Here is a 21,137-nt window from a genome sequence, read left to right on the forward strand (position 1 = left end):
GTCTATGATTAAAATAAAACCAATAACTTGGAATGATTTAAATGGAAAAACACAGCTTAAAACTAAAACTAATACTCGCTGTCGTGATTATATTTATTACCTCAATGGCTATTCTAATTTGGTTTTCAGGACGCAGCCTCAACCATAACCAAATATTTGCTGAACAAAGTATGACATCGGCTTTAACTAAACAGGCGAAGCATATTTTATCTTCGGTTAACGATTTAACTCAGCAACAAATTAGTGCCTTCCTTAATAAAGCAATCTCCTCCACTCTGGTATTAGCAAAACAGTTAGAAAACACTGCCATACAAAATTCTGGCTCCCCTCTAACCCGACAGCAAGTCAAAGATATTACACTCAGTGCATTAAAGTCTAACCCCGATATTAGTGCTATGTATGCTCAGTTTGAAGCCAATGGTTATGATAATGCTGACATTAATTATGTTAATGATCTGTCTGTTGCATCAAATACAGGCACTCTGGACATTTATTGGGTTAGAGAAACTGATGAATTTGTTTTTTACCCCACTCAAAATGTAAATGAAAAATATTTAACCACAGCAGATGATAATGGTGTCAGAGAAGCTGAGTGGTATTTGTGCTCTTATGAATCTGTTCAACCTTGCCTGCTTGACCCTTACCTGTATCAAATTAGTGAAGGTAATCAGGTTTTAATGACAACTTTTACTTCGCCAATAAAATATAATAATCAGTTTTTAGGGTTAGTTGGAATAGATATTAATTTACCCGTTATCCAGCAAAAATTACAACAAATGAAAAAATCTATCTATGATGGTGCTGGTAATATCACCATTGTAAGCCAAAAAGGCTTAACTGTTGCCTCTACTTTATTTCCAAAAGCGGTTGCCAATCCACTTAAAAAATCTTCAGCCGAATTAGCAGAGTTAAGCCAAAAAACCGGTTTTTTTGAACAAAATGGTACTTGGTATGTTATTTCATCTATAAATGTCAATCAGGTTGGCGATGTCTGGACAGCTATTATCAGTATTGATCAAAAAACCGTATTAAAACCGGCGACCGATCTTAATTTGGCGCTGGAAGAAGAAGTTAATGAGTCGGCCATTGCGCTTATTAGCATCGGGGTTTTAGCCATTGTTATTGCCGTATTATTAATTGGTTTGTTAATTCAAAGCATAGTGCGCCCAATCAAACAAGTTGCACTTAGAATGGATGAACTTTCTTCAAACGAAGGTGATTTATCACAAAGATTACCCAACCAGCAACATGCCGAATTGCAAGCATTGGCCGAGGGCTTTAACTTATTTGTTGTTAAATTACGCGAAATGATTATCGCGATGAAAGCGCAAAAAGATACTTTATTGGATGTCTCTCATGATATTGGCGCCAACTCCAAAGCGGTTGATCACCAATCACATTTACAACAACATAAACTCGACAGTGTTGTTACTGCCATGACAGAAATGGCAGCATCCGCCACAGAAGTCGCACAGCTTGCACAAAATACCGCAGATTTAGCTCAGCAAGCCAATGTGAGCATTAGCCAAAGCCAATCAATGCTAGATAAAAATACCCAAAGCATTAATAAATTAGATCAGGAAATGACCTTAACCACAGAGCAAGTTGGTTTAGTCTCGGCGCGAACTCAAGATATATTTGGCATCTTAACAACCATTAGAGCCATTGCCGAGCAAACTAATTTGCTAGCGTTAAATGCGGCTATTGAAGCTGCTCGTGCTGGTGAAATGGGACGAGGGTTTGCAGTGGTTGCAGACGAAGTCAGAACCTTAGCCGCCCGCACCCAAGAATCCACCGAAGAAGTTGATGTACTGATTAAGAACCTACAAAAAGAAGTAGAAACAGCAGTTAATCAACTTAATTTGAGCCGCACTCAAATGAAAGCGACAGTCACAGATACCCAAGCCGCATTTGAAAGTTTAGTTACCGCTGTTTCTCAGGTTCGTCAAATTGATGAAAACACCACTCAAGTTGCCACCGCTGCTGAAGAACAAAGCATGGTGAGCGAAGATATCAGCCGTTCAATAACCGAAGTCGGCGATGCCGCAAATCAATTAGTTGAACTGGCTAAAACATCCGCTCAACTGGCTCAGCAAAGCCATTATGCAGTTGAGAGTTTAGACCAGCAACTTAACCGGCTAAAAGTGTAAACTCAAGCAATCTGAAAAAAAGCGACTTGCTCTTTAGTTTTGTGACTCACTAAATTCATCTCATCACTGTATTGTTTGGTTTGTGATGCAATGGTTGCTGTTTTATCTGTCAATGTTTTTACTGTATGCATATTTTGGCTAATATCAGCCGCCACCGCACTTTGTTGCTCGGCGGCTGTGGCAATTTGTTGAGTCTGGCTATTTAATTCATTAATCATAGTTAAAATATCAGACAAAAGCTGATTACTTTCAACTACACTCACTTGAGTTTTTGAAGCGATTTCACTGCTGTCATTCATCATATTAACTGCGTTATCACACGCTAAACTTAATTGAGCCAGCATAGCTTCAATTTCACGCACTGAAGATTGGGAACGCTGCGCTAAATTCCTAACTTCGTCTGCAACGACTGCAAATCCGCGACCCATTTCCCCAGCACGAGCAGCTTCAATAGCCGCATTTAATGCTAATAAGTTAGTTTGTTCGGCAATATTTCTGATCACATCTAAAATACTTTCGATTTTAGTAGATTCATCCCTTAATAAATTAACAACCTCAGATGTTTTAATTAGATTCTCAACTAAATGAACAACCGCTGCTTTGGTTAGATTAGCTGATTCTATTCCCTGATTAGCCACTTGTGTCATTTCATCAGAAGTCAGCGCAGCCTGTGCGGTATTATCAGCAATATTTTTACTGGTGGCAGAAAACTCCTCTATTGCAGTAACCACCTGAATAGTATGCCCAGAAACATCAACCGCTGCTTGGGTAATATCCTGATTATAATTTAATAAAGTTTGGCTATTACCGTTTACAATATGGGATGATTCATTTATCGCTGATAGAGTTTGGCTCAAATGAGTTAAACTCGAATCAAGCGCACGGCCAAGTTCTGCAACTTCATCACTTCCTTGCAATAAACATCGATTATTCAACTCACCTTTAGCCATGGCTTGTGCCACATTTTTTACTTTTTCTATGCCCGATTTTAAGCCATTAGCAATAAAAGCACTTAATAGCCAAGCAGCAATTAACGCAATAACAATAGAAATGTAAAACACATAATTAGCTTGCTCAATGGCTTGATTTGCTAACTGGTTTTGCTGTTCTGCTAAAACCTGATTATCATGGCTAAAATCTGCTAAAAATGCATTAAGTTCACTATAAGCATTGATAAAATCAATAAAAGTTAAATCGTCTGCTTTATGATCAGGCATATATTTAACCGCATCTAAAAAAATTTGAGCATTGCCCTGAAAATTGCTGATGTAATATTTGAGTTGGTGCAATTTACTCGCATCCCCTGAAAACTCAGTAGTAAATCTATCTAGTAATTTGGGAGTCGTTTCAATATCTTGTGCGATCTTAAGTTCTAAATCCGCTACCTGCTCCTTAATATCCAACAAATAAACGATTTGCAATCCGCGAATATTCACCATGAGATCAGATTGCTTAGCTTTAATTTCATCAAACAAATTCGATACTAAAAAATTTTGCTGATAAAACTGATTAAAATTGCCCGCTATCTTGTCATTTGCCAGCTTGATAAAAGCAAGTGAGATAATAAAAATAACAGAGATGATACTAACTAAAATTAAAATTTTGGTTTTTATATTAACTTGATTCATTTGCATGATACATCCACAGCGGTCTACTTAAACCGGCTTAAATAATTAACAATAACTTGTGCCGTTAACTCTGGTTGGCTGACATGCGGGGCATGACCGGTATCTAAATTAACGCATTCAGCGCCAGGTACTAACTGTTGCATCATTTTTTGTACCGGTAATTTAACCGATAAATCTTGGCTACATTCAATATATAAACGCGGAATTTGACCAAATTTATTCCGACTCCAGTTAGCTTCAATCGCTAAACCGCTAATGACCTGAGGCGTTAACTGTTCTGCTGCATTTAAAGCTTGCTCAAACGGCATATCATTTAAAAAAACGTTGGCGCCAGCTTGTGGTGGAACCTGACTAACCACATAGTCCTGATCCCAAACCAAATGCTTTTCGATACCAGCATAATCCTGACCTTGGTCTTTGAGTTCTTCCAATAAAGCTTTAAAAGAGAGTCCGCTGGGTAACATCATGCCGGCTAAATAAATAACCGCAGAGATTTTGTCAAAACAGAGCTCTGCCAATTGAGTTGCAACCACGCCACCGCCAGAATGAGCTAGCACAACTATTTTGTCCTCTGCTGGATTAAATGCTTCAGCTTGCTCTATTTTCAGCACTTGCTTAGCAGCGGCCATCACATAACTTTGCATATTAATATTATCCGCGCCGACATCCTCTATCGTATTGCCAACCGAGCCATTGCCCGGTAAATCCAAAGGATAAGTATTAATCTGAGCTTGTGTTAAATAAGGTAATAATGCTTGCCACACCCAGCTTCCCTGCCATGCGCCATGAATTAAAATTAAATGTATTTTCATAAGTTATTTATCGGACTAGTAAGTCCGGTTTAAACGAGAAATCATATATTCACTGGTCGTTACCGGTGGATATTTCGCCGGATTATCTGCACTCTGGCAAGATTCAATACAAGAGATCACTTTATCTTTATTTGGACTGCAAAAATAAGCGATTGAATACCTATCTTGGCGAATACTTTGTTCTGGCTGTTTAACCCTATGCGGATTAGACAATAAAACATCGTTGGTCCAACGCTGCATTAAATCTCCGGTATTAATCACTATAGTGCCGGGAATAGGTGTTGCCTGAACCCAACCACCATTGCGGGATTTCACTTCTAAACCGCCAACAGCATCCTGAAACAATAAAGTAATACCGCCATAATCTGTATGGGCTCCCGCGCGATTTTGCGAAGCTTCCAGTTCATAACCTTCAGGCAATGCCGGATAACGCAATAACCTAAACGTATGCTGATGTTTATTATGCGCATCAACAAAAAAGTTAATCGGCTCGTTTAAAGCCAGTGCAAATGCTTGTAAAACAGAGTCTGCAACCTGAGTACACTTTTGCACAAAGTCTTTAATTTCTGTTTTAAATTCAGGATAAACTGTTGGAAAATAATCTCTATCTTCATCTGTCTCTAAATACATTGAGGCAATATTGTAGGCCTCTTTTAAATCAGGCGCGGTAGATGGATCAAGACTTTCGCGTTTTACCGCAATATAACCTTGGTTGCTTTGTGCATTTTGCCAAGCCAATTTAAGTTTTTCATCTTCCGGTAGGGCAAAAAAACGAGCGGATAATGAAAATGCTTTATTAACCTCTTCATTGGTTAAACCAAAACCAGATAAATAAAAGAATCCCTATTCTTTTGAAGCCGCTAAAATTTGTGCGGCAACTTGCTGCATTGCCTGTTTATCACCCGTTAAAAACGGTGCAAAATCAATCACAGGTAAACTTTGTGTCGACATCATATTTTTCTCTATCATGAATTTAACTAGTGCGGCGGATTAATATACCTACAACAATTTGTCTTGCCTCACGCATTTTTTCTCCGGCTGAAATCAAGCATCTTGAGGTGGCGCGGGTATATAACCGCCGCTATTTTTTATAAGTGATGTTTTTTATAAATGGTATTTAGCCATAATGCTCCATACACTTTCATCGGCTAAAAATGCGCTGCCATACTTGTTATTCCAGTATGAATACTCAAAACCGACTTCTAGTTTAGATTTCGTCATCCCTAAATAAGGGCTCACATTCAGTAACAATTGAGGATTAAAATGGAAATCCGATTCGTGATCCGATTCAGCTGTAGACCAATCAATATAACCAGCAAAACTAATTTCAACGGCATCAATTGGTAAAACACTTCCCCAAACAACACTTAACATTAAATCATTTTCGGTTGATTCATTAGCCGAATATAAAAACCGTGTTTTTACATATTTAAAGCCCGGTACACTCCAGCCTAAACCAAATCCATACTGATAGTTATCATCTTGTCCGGTTGCGCCACCACCATATTCATAAGTACCAGATAAATACACATCGTTAATAGGGCCAAACTTTAATTCACTACCAGTTAAATAACTTAAACTTACATCCGGCGAAATTTCACCATAAATGGTATTGGTATTATCTGCGGTATCATTTTTTTCGGTGCGATCCATAAACATAAATAAACCACCCCAGTTATGACCCGAAGCATGCTCTAAAGTAATCACAGTATTTTCGGCGCTATCACTATAAAAATCTGAATGATTTTCACCATGTAGCCAAGAAAAGCTATTGTCACTCCAAAAAACCTCTGCCTGTGCTGCTGGTAAAACGCTAGTAGCCAAAACACTTGATAAAACTAATTTAGGTAATGTTTTCATAATTTTTCTGCCTTTTATAAATGCGCTAATCAATTTTTAAATTTTTTTAATTAATTCTTATTGGTTTTATAAACCAAATAAATAAGGGGCTTTAAGTTATTTTAATTTGCCGTCGACACCCTCCACGTAATAATTCATGCCTAACAAAGCTTCATCAGACATAACTTCACCTGATTTTAAAATTAACTCGCCAGCCTGATTTTTCAGCGGCCCACTAAACGGGTGGAATTCTCCTGCAATAATTTTTGTTTTTAACGCTTCAACTTTACTAACTACCTCAGCCGGTACTGCTGGGCTAAATGGTGCGAGTTCTGTCATGCCACCAGCAAAGCCTTGCCATACATCTTCCGATTTCCAAGTGCCAGCCAATACTTGCTCAACCCGTTTTTTATAAAACCCTTTCCAGTTATGTACAGCTGCAGTTAAGTGTGCTTTTTCACCGTATTCGCTCATGTCAGAGTGATAACCAATTGCATAAATGCCAGCTTCTTGAGCTGCTTGTACTGGCGCTGGTGAATCGGTATGAAAGGTAATTACATCTGCTTTTTGGTCAATTAAGCTATTTGCTGCTTCGCGTTCTTTAGCAGGATCAAACCAAGTATTCACCCAAACCACTTTAACTTTGGCATTAGGTTTTACCGAGCGTACACCCAAAGCAAATGCATTAATCCCGCGTACCACCTCAGGAATCGGAAACGCACCAATATAACCCACTACATCAGTTTTGCTCATGTAACCTGCAACCACACCGGTCAAATAACGCGCTTCATAAATTCGGTCAAAATAAGTACCAACATTATCTGCTCGTTTATATCCGGTAGCATGTTCAAACTTCACATTCGGAAAACGTTTAGCGACTTTAATTGTCGGGTTCATATAACCGAACGAGGTTGTAAAAATCAGTTCGTGCCCGCTTTTTGCCAACTGAGTAATGACCCGCTCAGCATCCGCCCCTTCGGCCACATTTTCAACAAAGGTAGTTTTAACTACGCCCGGAAAAGCCTCTTCTAAACTTAGCCTTGCCTGATCATGGTTATATGTCCATCCGGCCTCACCCGTTGGGCTAACATAAACAAAACCGACTTTTAGTTTTTCTTGCGCAAAGCTTGAAGCACTCGCTACTAAACCAAGCGCTAAGCCAACTACTTTTAATGCTTTTTTCATAATTGAATCTCCAATAACATTAATTGTGGATTTAAAGTTTGCTAGCTTTATACGCCGTTGCATAAAGGAAATTTAAAGATAAGTAAGTACACACTTTTATTTTTAGATTAGTTCTGCCTCCTGATTAATTTTGTGCGTTTAAAACGAATGTAAAATTTGTATTGTAAAAAGGGCTATCGAGTTTTATGCCAAGGTTTACCAAGTGCAACAGGTTCAAATAATTTAAGTTTTTCGCTGTTACGGCTTAGTACCACCAAAACAATTAACGTGGCAGCATAAGGTAAAATCGCTAATAGGTTAGATGAAATTGAAATCCCTAAACCCTGTGCAAATAAATGCATAATGCTGGCAAAACCAAATAAATAAGCGCCTAACATCACCCGCTCTATCCGCCAGCTTGCAAACACCACTAAAGCCAGTGCAATCCAGCCTTTACCAGCGGTCATGTTTTCAGTCCAAAGCGGCGTATAAGCAATTGATAAATAGCCACCAGCAAGCCCAGCCATAGCGCCGCCAAACATCACAGCTAAATAGCGAATTTTCATCACAGGTAAACCTAAATTACTACCAACATCTGGGTTTTCACCGGCGGCTCTAACCGCCAGCCCGGCTCGGTGAGCACGGAAAAAAATGTAACAGCCAATCACCATAAACCAGCTAAAATAAACCATTGCATCCTGAGCAAATAAGGCTTTGCCAATTAATGGAATATTTTGCAAAATTTCAAACCCAATCGTTGGTAAAGCTTCAATGGTTTTTCCTTCGTAATCCGAGCCAATAAAAGCAGATAAACCCGTACCAAAAATGGTCAGCGCCAACCCAGTTGCAACTTGAGTTGCATTTAAATTAAGCGCCACAAAAGCAAAGATTAACGAGGCCAATACGCCACTTAATGCCGCAATCACAAACCCCAGCATAAAGCTGTCTGTATGGTAAACCGCAATAAATCCAGCGACGGCACCTAACAGCATCATGCCTTCTTGGCCTAAATTTAATACCCCACTTTTTTCACAAATCATTTCACCCAAAGCAACTAATAATAATGGTGTTCCGGTTCTAATCGCGGCATATAAAATATTGGTAATTAAGTCTATATCCATTTTATTGAGCCTCTGTTTGAGTTGGGTAAACACGTTTTTTAACTGAGTTAATGGGAGGTAACTTTATTTTGATCCGGTAACGAATTAACACATCAGATGAGAGTAAATAAAATAAAATTAATCCCTGAAAAATACCGGTAATGGCGCTGGGTAAAGCCAAAGAGATTTGCGCCATTTCACCACCCATAAAAATGAGCGCCATCAATAAACCTGCTAACGTAATTCCTAAAGGGTGAAGGCGACCTAAAAACGCCACTATAATCGCTGCATAACCATAACCGGGAGAAATGCTCGGAACGAGCTGACCAATCGGACCACTGACTTCACTCGCACCAGCTAATCCAGCTAACCCACCACACACCAATAAAACCAATGCGGATAATTTATTCTGGCTAAACCCAGCCATTTTGGCAGCGGCTTTATCCATCCCTAATACTCTAATTTGAAAACCGATAAAGGTTTTACTAACAAACACCCAAATAATAGCCAGCGCCAGCAGAACAAACACCAACCCTAAATGCAAGCGAGTGCCTTCAAATAACACAGGTAAAATCGTGCTTTGAGCAAATAACGCGCTTTCCGGAAAATTAAACCCTTGTGGATCTTTTAACGGCCCATGCACAGCCCAAACCAATAAGTTAAGTGCAATATAATTCAGCATTATGGTGACCAGTATTTCATTACTGTTCATTTTTAATTTTAAAAACGCGGCAATCCCAGCCCAAGCTGCACCACCCAAAATACCGGCCAACAAAGTTAACGGCATAGCCCAAATTGAATCTGAATGAACAAATTGAAGCGCCATGGCTGAGCCAATCAAACCACCCATTAATAGTTGACCTTCAGCGCCTATATTCCAAACTGACGCTCGATAACACAATGACAAACCATAAGCGCACAATAAAATGGGAATACATTTAACTAACAGCTCACTGATTCCGTACCAGTCTTCAATCGGGCTAATAAAAAAGATATAAAGTGCTTCAACCGGATTTTGTCCTAAGCTACTAAATAAAATTGCACCAGTAATTAAAGTTAATACCACAGCTAATATCGGTGAAAAATAAGCCCAGTGTTTTGATGGCTGCGCTCTTGCTTCTATTTTTAACATTAAGCCGCTTCCTCCCGGTTTTGTTGCTCAGTCATAAAGTCTCCAGCCATCCAACGTCCTAATTGGGGCAAAGCTAAGTCGTCAGTTGGTAAAATCGGCGAAAGCTGGCCGTCACATATCGCACATAACCTGTCACTAATTTTATAAAGCTCATCTAAATCTTCAGAAATCACTAACACGGCACAGCCTTTATCACGCAAATCCAAAATAGCTTGATGAATCGCAACCTGAGCGCCAATATCAACCCCCCATGTTGGATGCGACATTAATAACAATTTAGGTTGTTGCTCAACTTCGCGGCCAATAATAAATTTTTGCAAATTACCGCCGGATAAACTGGCAGCATGAGTATGCGTATTCGGGGTTTTAACTTTATATTTTTGAATTATGTTTTGAGTTAACGCCACCACTTTACGCCACTGCAAAAACCCTTTATTGACCAAGCCAAAATCAAAACTGGTTAATAAAGCATTTTCTGCTAAATCCATTTCCGGTACAGCGCCGCGGCCAAGTCTTTCTTCTGGCACAAATGCAACACCCATTCTTCGTCTTTGCATTGGCGATAAAGCATTAATACAAGTTTGTTCAATAAAAATACTCTGTGCGGTTTTATCAGTAGTTTCACCAGACAAAGCTTTTAATAATGCCTCTTGTCCGTTACCGGCAACCCCGGCGATCCCTAAAATTTCACCTTTATTAACCGTTAACGAAATATTGTTAAGTGCAATATCAAATGAACTTGATGCAGCTTTTGATAAATTAGTCACCTTTAAATAAGCCGAATGGGTATAGGTTCGGCGAGTTTGGTGATTTATTTCAACACCATCGCCCACCATCATTCGAGCCATCGCATCCGGTGTTTGCTGTTTAGGATTACAATGTCCACTCACTTTACCGCCGCGTAAAATAGTTGCAGCGCTACAAATCTCTGCAACTTCATGTAATTTATGGCTAATAAATAAAATCGAGCAGCCTTCGTCACTTAATTTTTTCAGCGTAATAAATAAAGCATCTACCTCTTGTGGCGTTAATACCGAGGTCGGTTCATCCAAAATTAGTAATTGAATATCCAATAATAAACAACGCACAATCTCCACTCTTTGGCGCTCACCAGTCGATAAAGTAGCCACTCTGCGATTCGGATCTAACGGCATTTGGTATTTATGCGAAATATCTCTAATCCGCTGAGCTAAAGTGCTGCTATTTCCAGCTTGTTTACCCAGCGCAAGCTCTATATTTTCTTTAACGGTTAAAGTTTCAAATAAGGAAAAATGCTGAAATACCATGCCAATGCCTAATGCTCTGGCATCTGCGGGTTGATTAATTTCAACGGCTTCACCATTAAACAAGATAACCCCTTGGTCAGGTTTAACCACACCATACAAAACTTTCATTAATGTGCTTTTACCTGCCCCATTTTCACCTAATAAAGCATGAATTTCGCCATGCCCTATCTCAAGCGAAATATTATCATTTGCTTTACAACCCGGATAAGACTTTGAAATTCCCTGCATTTGTAGACGCTTTACATTATTCATTATCTTTTCTCTTAAAACCATTAAATTGACCAATCGGTCAGTCATGGCATAATCAATGCAAGAAGTTGACCAAGTGATTAAGATTTTTTTCAAATATTTTTAAAAGCCAATCAAATTCAGCATCTAACTGCTTATTTTTAAAGGCTTTAAATAAAAAAGAGAGGTTAATGTGATTCAGTTTCTTTTAAACCAAGACTTGATAGAGCTGGAAGCGGTCGCACCAAGCCTTAGCATTTTGGACTGGTTGCGCACCAACAAAGGGAAAACCGGAACAAAAGAAGGTTGTGCCTCTGGTGACTGCGGTGCTTGTACTGTTTTGATTGGCGAAAATAAACAAGGCAACTGGCAATATAAAAGCATTAATGCCTGTTTAATGTTAGTTGGCAATTTACATGGCAAACATTTAGTAACCATTGAAGCTGTTAGCCAAAACGCATTTCCAGAGTTTGACGATTTGCACCCTGTGCAAAAAGCTATGGTTGAATGCCACGGCTCGCAATGTGGTTTTTGTACACCCGGTATCATTATGAGCATGCTGGCACTTTATTTAAACCATACCAGCTACCCTGGAAAATCAACCGCAATTCATGCACTAGGCGGAAACTTATGCCGCTGCACAGGGTATAACCCAATATTAAAAGCTGTTGAAAAATGTTTCGATTACCCAAGAGCTAACTTTAATTGGCAGGCAGAACTAACACTGTTAACAACTAAACTAGCTGAAAATGCGATACCAAACTTAACTAATCAAAATTGTCACTTTTATCTGCCACAAAATTTAGCGGATTTAGTCAAATTAAAAGCTCAAATGCCAACTGCACAATTAGTGGCTGGCGCAACCGATTTATCATTAGCGTTTACCCAGCAGCTAAAAACACCACAGCAGTTAATTTCGGTGAGCCAATGCCAGCCGTTAATTGGCTATCAACAAAACCAAGACGGTATGTTTATTGGTGCGGCAACGCCTTATGCTGAATTTATTAAACAGTTTTGCCAAATCTATCCTGAAAGCACCGAGCTATTTAACCGCTTAGGTTCAACTCAAATTCGTAACTCAGGCACATTAGGCGGCAGTATTGGTAATGCTTCTCCAATTGGTGATCCAGCCCCTTTATTAATTGCCTTAAATGCAAAAATTGAATTAGCCAGCGAACGTGGCAAGCGAGTTATAGCGTTAGAAGATTATTTTATTGCTTACAAAACCACTCAATTAAAACCAGATGAAGTGATCAGCGGTTTTTATTTACCGCCGCGTCCACTTAATTTAACCCTTGCCTGCCACAAAATATCTAAACGTATAGAAGACGATATTTCAACCGTTTGTTTGGTGATGGCGCTCACCACAGACAATCAACACATAATCACAGCTAATATTGCATTTGGCGGCATGACGGCGATTCCGGCAAGAGCTAAACAAACCGAAGCAGCTTTAATCAAGCAACCCACAGAGCTTGCAACTTTTAAAGCTGCCGCTAAGCAAATTAGCCAGGATTTTTCACCGCTATCCGATGTCAGGGCATCTGCCGAGTATCGGGTAAAAGTCAGTGAAAACCTGTTAATCAGAAGTTGGCATCAAACTTTTGGGCAAATCGAAATACAAAAAAATCATTCAGACAATATCCAGTTACCAGCGACGAGGGTTCAACATGCGGCACTTTGAGATCAATCAATCCGAACTTAAAACCAGTCAGGTCGGACAATCGAAAAAACATGAAAGCGCAGTAAAACAAGTTTCTGGTACGGCCCATTATATTGATGATAAACCACACCCAAATGGTGGTTTACATGCCTACCCTGTGCTGGCAACCATTAGCTGCGGCCATATTTTGTCTATCGACAGCAGCCAAGCTCAGGCGGTAAATGGTGTTGTCACCATATTATCCGCGGCAGATATTCCCGGCTCTAATGATGTTGGCCCTGTATTTAAAGGCGATATTTTATTAACCGACGATAAAATTGAATATCACAGCCAGCCGGTTTTATTAGTTGTTGCACAAACGTATGAAATTGCTCGCCAAGCTGCTCGTTTGGTTAAAATTGAATATAAAAATGAAACCCCACAATTAGATATACAAGTTGCGATTAAAAATGAGCAATGGGTTAGACCGCCCCATGAAATGAAACTGGGTTCAGTGGAAACTGAATTACCAAAATCAAAACATCAAATAAGCGGCCAAATGCACATTGGCGGTCAGGAGCATTTTTATCTGGAAGGGCAAGTCAGTGTTGCAACTCCAACCGAAGATGGCGGTATGTTTGTTCAATGCTCAACCCAAAACCCGTCTGAAATTCAGCACTTAGTTGCTAAAGTAATCAACCGTCCTTTTAATTTTATTACCGTTGAAATGCGCCGAATGGGCGGCGGATTTGGCGGTAAAGAAACGCAGGCCGCACCTTGGGCTTGCCTTGCAGCACTAGCCGCACTGCATACCGGCAAAAGCGTTAAACTGCGTTTAGCACGCGCCGATGATTTTAAAATTACCGGCAAACGCCACCCGTTTTTTAATACTTACGAAGTTGGGTTTGACGATAACGGGTTAATTGAAGCGGCTAATATTGAATTAAGTGGCTACTGCGGATATTCACCAGATTTATCTGACGCCATTGTTGAGCGCGCGCAGTTTCATGCTGATAATGCTTATTTTTATCCGCATAATAAAATTCGCGGTAATCGCTGTTATGTCAACACGGTCAGCCATACTGCTTATCGTGGTTTTGGTGGCCCGCAAGGCATGATGGCGGCCGAGCAAATTGTAGATGATATTGCTTATTATCTCGGTAAAGATCCACTTGAAATCCGCAAGCTTAATTTATACCGGCCGGGGCGCGATATTACCCCATACCACCAGCAGGTTGAGCAATTTATTTTGCAAGATATGATAGCTCAGGTTGAGCAATCAGCTAACTACTGGCAACGTAAGACTGAGATTAAATCGTTTAATCAAAACTCGGCATTTATCAAAAAAGGATTAGCTCTCACACCGGTTAAATTTGGTATTTCATTTACGGTACAACATTTAAATCAGGCCGGTGCGCTGGTCTTAATTTATACCGATGGTTCAATTCATGTAAATCACGGCGGTACAGAAATGGGACAAGGGTTAAATACCAAAATAGCCCAAATTGTGGCTGAGGCGTTTTCTGTCAACAGCGAGCATATTTTAGTTAATGCAACCCGCACCGACAAAGTGCCAAATACATCTCCTACGGCTGCATCCAGCGGCACAGATTTAAACGGAATGGCGGCGCTCAACGCAGCCAATACCATAAAACAAAGGTTAGTTGAATTTGTCGCTCGCCACTTTAATCTTGAGCTTGAACAAATTCATTTTAGTAACAACCAACTGCATTATGGCAATAACCGCATGAGTTTTGCCGAGTTAATTAATCTGGCTTATATCAACCGAATTTCGCTTTCATCGACAGGGTTTTATTCAACCCCTAAAATTCATTTTGATAAAGAAAAAGGCACCGGCCACCCATTTTTTTATTACGCTCATGGGGTTGCCTTAGCCGAAGTGCAAATTGATACCTTAACTGGCGAAAACACCACAACCAGAGTCGATATTTTGCATGACGTAGGCAACTCAATTAACCCTGCAATTGATATTGGCCAAATTGAAGGCGCGTTTATTCAAGGCATGGGCTGGTTAACCACCGAAGATTTACGCTGGAATCAGGATGGTTCACTCGCCAGTTTTGGGCCGGCCACTTACAAAATACCGGCCATAGGCGATACCCCAGCGGAATTTAATGTCGAACTGTATGATTCAGCAAATCCGCAAACCAGTGTCTTTCGTTCAAAAGCCGTTGGTGAACCGCCATTTATGTTAGGCATTAGTGTTTGGAGCGCACTGCGCAACGCCATTGCCAGCATTACCGATTACCAATATGCCCCCGATTTAGACACACCGGCCACACCAGAGGTGATTTTAGCGGCAGTCGAAAAAGCTCAAAACTGGCAGGCGCAACACAGCCAAAATACCGCGCAGGAGTTGCAAAATGCTTAATCAAAACAAACAAGGATTTAATTCACAAACCTGGGTTGAAGCGTTAGCCAAATATCAGCAACAAGGTCAGCCTGCGGTATTAGTCACAGTGTTAGGTACAGACGGCTCAACCCCACGCGCCTGCGGCACTAAAATGCTGGTCAGCAAAACTGATATTTTTGACACCATAGGCGGCGGCCATCTTGAATATAAAGCGATAGAAAAAGCGCGCAGCCTGCTGGCCAACGAACAAACCACAAACCAGATAGAACATTTCCCGCTAGGCGCAACTTTAGGGCAATGCTGTGGTGGCAGCGCGGTCATTTTATTTGAATGTTTTATTCACAACAAATTGGCGCTGGATATTTATGGTGCAGGCCATGTCGCGCACGCATTAATTCAAATTTTGGCACAATTACCTGTGCACATTCGCTGGATTGACAGCCGAGCAGAATTGTTCCCTGAAACCGTGGCAAATAATGTGCAAATTGTGGTGGATGAAGATCCGGTTGCACAAGTTAAACCAGCAAAAAGTAATCAGGCTTATTTAATTTTAACCCATAATCACCAGCTCGATTTTGAGTTAACTCAGGCGATTTTAAAACGTGGCGATTCGCTTTGGCTCGGTGTGATTGGCTCAATCACCAAAGCAAAACGTTTTTGCCACAGATTAAGCCACCGTGGTTTCAGCGAGCAACAAATTAGCCAAATGACGTGTCCGGTCGGGCTAACTCAAGTTACCGGCAAACACCCCATGGAAGTGGCGGTTTCAATTGCCGGACAACTGATTGAGCTTTATCAAAATCAAACTCAGGCTTTAACTACTCAACGCAAACAATCCGGTATTCAGTGGCAGGATTTATTAAACCTTAATGCAATTGCCAACAAGCCAAATGCGCAAAAAAACACCAATAACGAGGTCAATTTATGAGCCAAATTACCCAATTAAAAAGCCATCAGGTGATTACTGCAAACGGCGCAATTTCTGCCAGTATTTTAGTGCAGAATAAAACCATTATCGCACTTAAACCTTATGATTATATTAGTGACTCAATTAGCCAAGTTTTTGATTATTCTGATTCAGCAATTTTACCTGGTTTGGTTGATAGCCATGTGCATGTAAACGAACCGGGCCGCACCGACTGGGAAGGGTTTGACACCGCTACTCACGCGGCTGCGGCAGGCGGAATTACAACTGTTATCGATATGCCACTTAATTGTATTCCGGTCACCATTACCGCTCAAGCTCTGGCCGATAAACTTGCCGTGTTAGATAACAAACTCTGGATAGATACTGGTTTTTGGGGCGGCGCAACAGCCGACAACTTAGCCGATTTACCCGCGCTGTTAGATGCCGGTGTATTTGGGGTTAAATCATTTACGATTCATTCTGGCATAGATGAATTTAAAGCCGTAAACGAAGACCAGTTATTCGCAGCAATGCAAAAACTGGCAGAAAAAGGTTTGCCGCATTTAATTCATGCCGAACTCGAACCGGAAAATACCTTACCGGCAAGCATTGGCGCAAGCTATCAGAGCTTTTTAAAAACTCGTCCAGAATCGTGGGAGAATAATGCGATTGCCATGGTGATTAGAGTTATGCAAAAACTCGAAGCCAACGGGCTAAAACCGCATGCACATATAGTGCATTTAAGCTCGGCCTCTGCCCTGCCTATGATTAAAGCTGCGCGCGAACAAGGCTTAAAATTAACCGTAGAAACCTGCCCGCATTATTTAGTATTAGCCGCAGAGCATATTCCAGACGGTCAGGCGACTTACAAATGTTGCCCGCCCATTCGAGAGCAGCAAAATCAGCAACAACTCTGGCAAGCATTAAAAGACGGCGTAATAGATTGCATTGTATCGGATCACAGCCCATGCACACCTCAACTCAAAAATTTAGATTCTGGTGATTTAGAAAATGCTTGGGGCGGAATCTCGGGTTTACAGTTTGGTTTATCTTTAGTTTGGAGCAAAGCTAAACAACTCGGGTTTAGCTTAACCGAATTGGCTAATTTAATGTCGACCCAACCAGCTAAGCTGCTAAATTTAAAACATAAAGGGGAAATTGCAGTTGGCAAACAAGCCGATTTTTGCATTTTTTCAGCAGATAAAAGCTACACGATTACGGCCGAATGTATTCATCATAAACATAAAATTTCGCCTTATATTGGTAATAAAGTTACGGGCGTGATTGAAGCAACTTGGCTGGCTGGCCAGCCTATTTATCAAAACCAAAGTTTTGTCGGCCAAGCCAGCGGACAAGTTTTATTAAAAACCCCAGATAACTCAGCTCAGTTTGGAACTAGGACACCATCAGTATGAAATTAACCGAATTTAATCAACTGACTAAAGCGCAGGCTTATGCTGCGCTAGAAACTTGCTGCGCTGCACCAAACTGGATTAATGCCATGCTTGCGGCTCGACCTTTTAATAATTTAACTGAGCTACAGGCGCAGGCAAGCCGAATTTGGCAAAGCCTAAAAGCAGACGATTATTTGGCTGCATTTGAGGCTCATCCACAAATTGGTAATGTTGCCTCGCTAAAAGCTAAATTTGCCAACACCTCAGCCATTGCTGGCCATGAGCAATCCGGCATGCGGCAAGCAAATGAGCAAATTATAGAAACCATGGCCGAGCTTAACCAAAGTTACCTAACTAAATTTGGTTTTATCTTTATTGTGTTTGCCAGCGGTAAAACTGCAGCACAAATGCTGGAGATTCTGCAAAGCAGAATGGGACACGACAGAGCGATAGAAATTGAAATTGCCGCGCAGGAGCAAGCCAAAATTACCGCGCTCAGGCTCAATAAATTATTGGAGGAAGCCGCATGAATAAAAGCCCGATAACCACCCATGTATTAGACACAGCTTTAGGTAAACCAGCCGCCGGTATTAATATTGAGCTATATCAGCAAACGCAAACTGGCTGGCAACTGCTAGCCAGCGGTGAAACCGACGCGGACGGCAGAATCACCAATTGGCTTAATCCGCAAACTAAACTTGAATTTGCCACTTATAAACTGATTTTTAAGCTCGAAGCGTATTGGCAACAACAGCAGCAAACCGTGTTTTATCCGAGTGCTGAAATTTGTTTTAACCTGAGCGAACAAGCGCATTATCATATTCCGCTGTTGCTTTCGCCTTATGGTTATTCAACCTACAGAGGAAGCTAAAAATGGCCGAAATTTTATTAGTATTAGGCGATGTACTTGATTTAGTAGACGATCCAGCCATTGCCGGTGATAAAGCGCACAGGTATTATTCGCCTGGTGCCATTTTAATTGAAGACGGCATTGTGGTAGAAGCCGGAATTGCCGCTGAAATTAAACAAAAATATGCACCCAAATTAGCACTGGAAGATTGTCGGGTAATTGATCACAGCGGCCATTTAATTACCCCCGGCTTTATTGATACTCATATTCATTTTCCGCAAACTGAAATGATTGCCGCCTACGGCGAACAGCTTTTAAGCTGGCTGGAAAAATATGCTTTTCCGACCGAAGTGCAATTTAGTGATCCAGCTTATGCCAAACAAATCGCCGAGTTATTTTTAAATGAGCTCATTAATAACGGTACGACAACCGCATTAGTGTTTGGTACTGTGCATCCACAATCAGTTGATGCGTTTTTTAGCGTAGCGCAAAAATACAATTTACGTATGATTGCCGGAAAAGTAATGATGGACAGAAATTGTCCGGATGATTTATCCGATACCGCCGAAACCGGCTATACAGAATCAAAAGCATTAATTGAAAAATGGCATAACCAAGGCCGACTCAGTTACGCAGTAACACCAAGGTTTGCGCCTACCTCAAGCCCTGAACAATTGCAAAAATGCCAGCAATTATTAGCAGAATATCCAGACGTTTATTTGCACACACATTTGTCTGAAAACAAAGCTGAATGCGAGTGGATAAAAGATTTATTTCCGCACGAAAAAAATTATTTATCGGTTTATGACAATGCCGGATTAGTCAAAAAACGAGCGGTATTTGCTCACGGTATTTATTTAGATGACAGCGAATATCAATGCTTGGCGAATAAACAAGCCGCGCTTTCGCACTGCCCAACCTCCAATTTATTTATTGGCTCTGGGTTATTTAACTTAGCTAAATGTGAACACCACAAAGTAACGGTTGGTTTGGGCACGGATGTTGGCGGAGGCTCTAGTTTTTCGATGCTGCAAACCTTTAATGAAGCTTACAAAGTTCAGCAATTGCAAGACTATAAAATGTCGGCTTTTAAAGGTTTGTACTTAGCTACTTTAGGCGGTGCAAAAGCGCTCGATTTAACCGCTAAAATCGGTAATTTTTTGCCCGGCCGTGAAGCCGATTTTGTGGTATTTCACAACGCGCCAACGCCATTTTTAGCGTTTAGATTAGCTAAATGCACAGATCTGCACGAGCGCTTATTTTGCAGCATGATGCTGGGTGATGATCGCATGATCAAACAAACCTATATTCTTGGAAAACCTGCAAAAAATGCGGCTTTTTATGCTTCCACTCTTTATTCTTCCAATAATGCTCAAGAGGAGCTTGCCTGATGGAAACTTATTTATTTGAAGTAGGCCACCTGCTGTTTCGTTATTTTCATATTGTTGCCGGTATCGCATGGATTGGTGCCTCATTTTATTTTGTTTGGTTAGATAATAACTTAACCACGCCACCACAATGGAAAAAAGACAAAGGCATTGAAGGCGATTTATGGGCGATCCACGCCGGAGGCATTTACGAGGTTGCCAAATACAAAGCCGGTCCAGAAAAAATGCCGCCACATTTACATTGGTTTAAATGGGAAGCTTACTCCACTTGGATTTCTGGCGCACTGCTGCTTAGCTTACTTTATTATGTTGGCGCAGATGTGTATTTAATCGACCCAAGTAAAGCCGCGCTTGAGCAAATGAGTGCAATTGCGTTATCGATTGGCTGTATTGGTTTTGGATATTTATTTTACCGTTTAATTTGTAAAACCCCGCTGCTTAATAACGGACTCGCCTTTGCGGCTGTTGCACTCAGTTTTTTAACCGCTTGGACATGGGGCATTGACCACTTTTTCTCAGACCGCGCAGTATATATTCACGTTGGTGCATTAATTGGCACTTGCATGGCGGGTAATGTGTTTAATGTAATAGTGCCAAGCCAAAAACAAATGGTAAAAGCCATTAGCGAAGGCAAACAGCCCGACCCTCAATTTGGTTTAATCGCCAAGCAGGTTTCTATTCACAATAACTACGCGACCTTACCTATTTTATTTATTATGCTGAGCAACCATTTTGCGTTTACTTATGCGCATCAATTTGGTTGGCTTATTTTAATTGCCTTATTTATTGTTGGAATGTGGATCCGCCACTTTTTTAATCTTAAAAATCGCGGCATTTATAAACCCAGCGTATTAATTAGTGGCATTGTCGCATTTTTTGTTGTGATGCTAGCTTGCGCGCCTTGGCACACCATAAAAAGTAAAACCGAATTAGCCCAAGCGGCCGTTGAACAAGTGCATGTGAGCGATGAACAAGTCTGGCAAATAATTCAAAGCCGCTGCACAGAATGCCACAGCCAAACGCCAACATCAGCCATGTTTAAAAGCCCTCCAGCCGGTTTTGTATTAGATAACATGGCGCAAGCCAAACAATTTGCTGCGTTAATTAATACCCGAGCTGTGGTGACTAAAGATATGCCATTGGCAAACTTAACTAAAATGACAGACGATGAAAGAGATTTAATTGCCCTGTGGGTTGAGCATAATTAAAATCTTTTAGTTAACTTTGAATAATGCACAGCATC

The 21,137-nt window shown here is 40.7% G+C and carries 17 protein-coding genes and 1 pseudogene; 9 read left to right on the plus strand and 9 right to left on the minus strand.

What is annotated here, in order from left to right; translation table 11 throughout:
* Positions 1–41 precede the first annotated feature (41 nt).
* The gene (locus N7931_RS10260; protein ID WP_262793852.1) at positions 42–2,150 is read left to right on the plus strand and encodes a methyl-accepting chemotaxis protein; all 2,109 of its coding nucleotides are present in this window, start codon (positions 42–44) and stop codon (positions 2,148–2,150) included.
* Positions 2,151–2,152: 2 nt separating this feature from the next.
* Here N7931_RS10260 and N7931_RS10265 read toward each other — a convergent pair whose 3' ends face one another.
* The 9 genes and pseudogenes from N7931_RS10265 to N7931_RS10305 all read right to left on the minus strand — a co-directional run bounded on the left by N7931_RS10265 (position 2,153) and on the right by N7931_RS10305 (position 11,363).
* Complete coding sequence (locus N7931_RS10265; protein ID WP_262793853.1) at positions 2,153–3,784, minus strand: methyl-accepting chemotaxis protein; 1,632 nt, start codon at positions 3,782–3,784, stop codon at positions 2,153–2,155.
* Positions 3,785–3,801: 17 nt separating this feature from the next.
* The gene (locus tag N7931_RS10270) at positions 3,802–4,590 is read right to left on the minus strand and encodes an alpha/beta fold hydrolase (RefSeq protein ID WP_262793854.1); all 789 of its coding nucleotides are present in this window, start codon (positions 4,588–4,590) and stop codon (positions 3,802–3,804) included.
* A gap of 15 nt (positions 4,591–4,605) precedes the next feature.
* Positions 4,606–5,142, minus strand: a complete 537-nt coding sequence (locus N7931_RS10275; RefSeq protein ID WP_262793916.1) for an isopenicillin N synthase family dioxygenase — start codon at positions 5,140–5,142, stop codon at positions 4,606–4,608.
* 39 nt (positions 5,143–5,181) lie between these two features.
* Positions 5,182–5,421: pseudogene (locus N7931_RS10280) on the minus strand (2-oxoglutarate and iron-dependent oxygenase domain-containing protein); the annotation flags it as partial.
* 273 nt (positions 5,422–5,694) lie between these two features.
* A complete protein-coding gene (locus N7931_RS10285) occupies positions 5,695–6,450 on the minus strand; it encodes an outer membrane protein OmpK (protein WP_262793855.1) in 756 nt (251 codons plus the stop codon).
* A 96-nt stretch (positions 6,451–6,546) separates the two neighbouring features.
* The gene (locus N7931_RS10290) at positions 6,547–7,614 is read right to left on the minus strand and encodes a BMP family ABC transporter substrate-binding protein (protein WP_262793856.1); all 1,068 of its coding nucleotides are present in this window, start codon (positions 7,612–7,614) and stop codon (positions 6,547–6,549) included.
* A 173-nt stretch (positions 7,615–7,787) separates the two neighbouring features.
* Complete coding sequence (locus N7931_RS10295) at positions 7,788–8,714, minus strand: ABC transporter permease (RefSeq protein ID WP_262793857.1); 927 nt, start codon at positions 8,712–8,714, stop codon at positions 7,788–7,790.
* 1 nt (position 8,715) lies between these two features.
* Positions 8,716–9,825 (minus strand): ABC transporter permease, encoded by a 1,110-nt coding sequence (locus tag N7931_RS10300; protein WP_262793858.1) that lies wholly within the window; start codon positions 9,823–9,825, stop codon positions 8,716–8,718.
* Positions 9,825–11,363: an ABC transporter ATP-binding protein gene (locus N7931_RS10305; protein WP_262793859.1), complete on the minus strand. Its 1,539-nt coding sequence runs from the start codon at positions 11,361–11,363 to the stop codon at positions 9,825–9,827. Before N7931_RS10305 ends, N7931_RS10300 begins: the two co-directional genes overlap by 1 nt.
* A gap of 169 nt (positions 11,364–11,532) precedes the next feature.
* Between N7931_RS10305 and xdhA the strand changes: the two genes are divergently transcribed.
* Genes xdhA through N7931_RS10345 form a run of 8 tightly spaced genes read left to right on the plus strand, consistent with a single transcriptional unit; the run spans position 11,533 to position 21,102 of the window.
* Positions 11,533–13,023 (plus strand): xanthine dehydrogenase small subunit, encoded by a 1,491-nt coding sequence (xdhA, locus tag N7931_RS10310; protein WP_262793860.1) that lies wholly within the window; start codon positions 11,533–11,535, stop codon positions 13,021–13,023.
* Positions 13,010–15,373, plus strand: a complete 2,364-nt coding sequence (gene xdhB / locus N7931_RS10315; protein ID WP_262793861.1) for a xanthine dehydrogenase molybdopterin binding subunit — start codon at positions 13,010–13,012, stop codon at positions 15,371–15,373. The genes xdhA and xdhB overlap by 14 nt, the downstream gene beginning before the upstream one ends.
* The gene (xdhC, locus tag N7931_RS10320) at positions 15,366–16,283 is read left to right on the plus strand and encodes a xanthine dehydrogenase accessory protein XdhC (protein WP_262793862.1); all 918 of its coding nucleotides are present in this window, start codon (positions 15,366–15,368) and stop codon (positions 16,281–16,283) included. The genes xdhB and xdhC overlap by 8 nt, the downstream gene beginning before the upstream one ends.
* Positions 16,280–17,677, plus strand: a complete 1,398-nt coding sequence (gene allB, locus N7931_RS10325) for an allantoinase AllB (RefSeq protein WP_262793864.1) — start codon at positions 16,280–16,282, stop codon at positions 17,675–17,677. Before xdhC ends, allB begins: the two co-directional genes overlap by 4 nt.
* Positions 17,674–18,186 (plus strand): 2-oxo-4-hydroxy-4-carboxy-5-ureidoimidazoline decarboxylase, encoded by a 513-nt coding sequence (gene uraD / locus N7931_RS10330; protein WP_262793866.1) that lies wholly within the window; start codon positions 17,674–17,676, stop codon positions 18,184–18,186. The genes allB and uraD overlap by 4 nt, the downstream gene beginning before the upstream one ends.
* Complete coding sequence (gene uraH, locus N7931_RS10335) at positions 18,183–18,527, plus strand: hydroxyisourate hydrolase (RefSeq protein ID WP_262793868.1); 345 nt, start codon at positions 18,183–18,185, stop codon at positions 18,525–18,527. The genes uraD and uraH overlap by 4 nt, the downstream gene beginning before the upstream one ends.
* 2 nt (positions 18,528–18,529) lie before the next feature.
* Entirely contained in the window at positions 18,530–19,897 is a 1,368-nt protein-coding gene (gene guaD / locus N7931_RS10340; RefSeq protein ID WP_262793870.1) for a guanine deaminase, read from the plus strand.
* On the plus strand, positions 19,897–21,102 hold the full coding sequence (locus tag N7931_RS10345; RefSeq protein ID WP_262793871.1) for a urate hydroxylase PuuD: 1,206 nt from the start codon (positions 19,897–19,899) through the stop codon (positions 21,100–21,102). Before guaD ends, N7931_RS10345 begins: the two co-directional genes overlap by 1 nt.
* The last annotated feature ends 35 nt before the right edge of the window (positions 21,103–21,137 follow it).

The organism is Catenovulum sp. 2E275 (assembly GCF_025515275.1).
Classification (GTDB): domain Bacteria; phylum Pseudomonadota; class Gammaproteobacteria; order Enterobacterales; family Alteromonadaceae; genus Catenovulum.

What these genes read in the sequence shown, in the direction of transcription:
- N7931_RS10260 (WP_262793852.1), top strand. Translation starts at nt 42, where the DNA reads ATGGAAAAACACAGCTTAAAACTAAAACTAATACTCGCTGTCGTGATT.
- N7931_RS10265 (WP_262793853.1), bottom strand. Translation starts at nt 3,784, where the DNA reads ATGCAAATGAATCAAGTTAATATAAAAACCAAAATTTTAATTTTAGTT.
- N7931_RS10270 (WP_262793854.1), bottom strand. Translation starts at nt 4,590, where the DNA reads ATGAAAATACATTTAATTTTAATTCATGGCGCATGGCAGGGAAGCTGG.
- N7931_RS10285 (WP_262793855.1), bottom strand. Translation starts at nt 6,450, where the DNA reads ATGAAAACATTACCTAAATTAGTTTTATCAAGTGTTTTGGCTACTAGC.
- N7931_RS10290 (WP_262793856.1), bottom strand. Translation starts at nt 7,614, where the DNA reads ATGAAAAAAGCATTAAAAGTAGTTGGCTTAGCGCTTGGTTTAGTAGCG.
- N7931_RS10295 (WP_262793857.1), bottom strand. Translation starts at nt 8,714, where the DNA reads ATGGATATAGACTTAATTACCAATATTTTATATGCCGCGATTAGAACC.
- N7931_RS10300 (WP_262793858.1), bottom strand. Translation starts at nt 9,825, where the DNA reads ATGTTAAAAATAGAAGCAAGAGCGCAGCCATCAAAACACTGGGCTTAT.
- N7931_RS10305 (WP_262793859.1), bottom strand. Translation starts at nt 11,363, where the DNA reads ATGAATAATGTAAAGCGTCTACAAATGCAGGGAATTTCAAAGTCTTAT.
- xdhB (WP_262793861.1), top strand. Translation starts at nt 13,010, where the DNA reads ATGCGGCACTTTGAGATCAATCAATCCGAACTTAAAACCAGTCAGGTC.
- xdhC (WP_262793862.1), top strand. Translation starts at nt 15,366, where the DNA reads ATGCTTAATCAAAACAAACAAGGATTTAATTCACAAACCTGGGTTGAA.
- allB (WP_262793864.1), top strand. Translation starts at nt 16,280, where the DNA reads ATGAGCCAAATTACCCAATTAAAAAGCCATCAGGTGATTACTGCAAAC.
- uraD (WP_262793866.1), top strand. Translation starts at nt 17,674, where the DNA reads ATGAAATTAACCGAATTTAATCAACTGACTAAAGCGCAGGCTTATGCT.
- uraH (WP_262793868.1), top strand. Translation starts at nt 18,183, where the DNA reads ATGAATAAAAGCCCGATAACCACCCATGTATTAGACACAGCTTTAGGT.
- guaD (WP_262793870.1), top strand. Translation starts at nt 18,530, where the DNA reads ATGGCCGAAATTTTATTAGTATTAGGCGATGTACTTGATTTAGTAGAC.
- N7931_RS10345 (WP_262793871.1), top strand. Translation starts at nt 19,897, where the DNA reads ATGGAAACTTATTTATTTGAAGTAGGCCACCTGCTGTTTCGTTATTTT.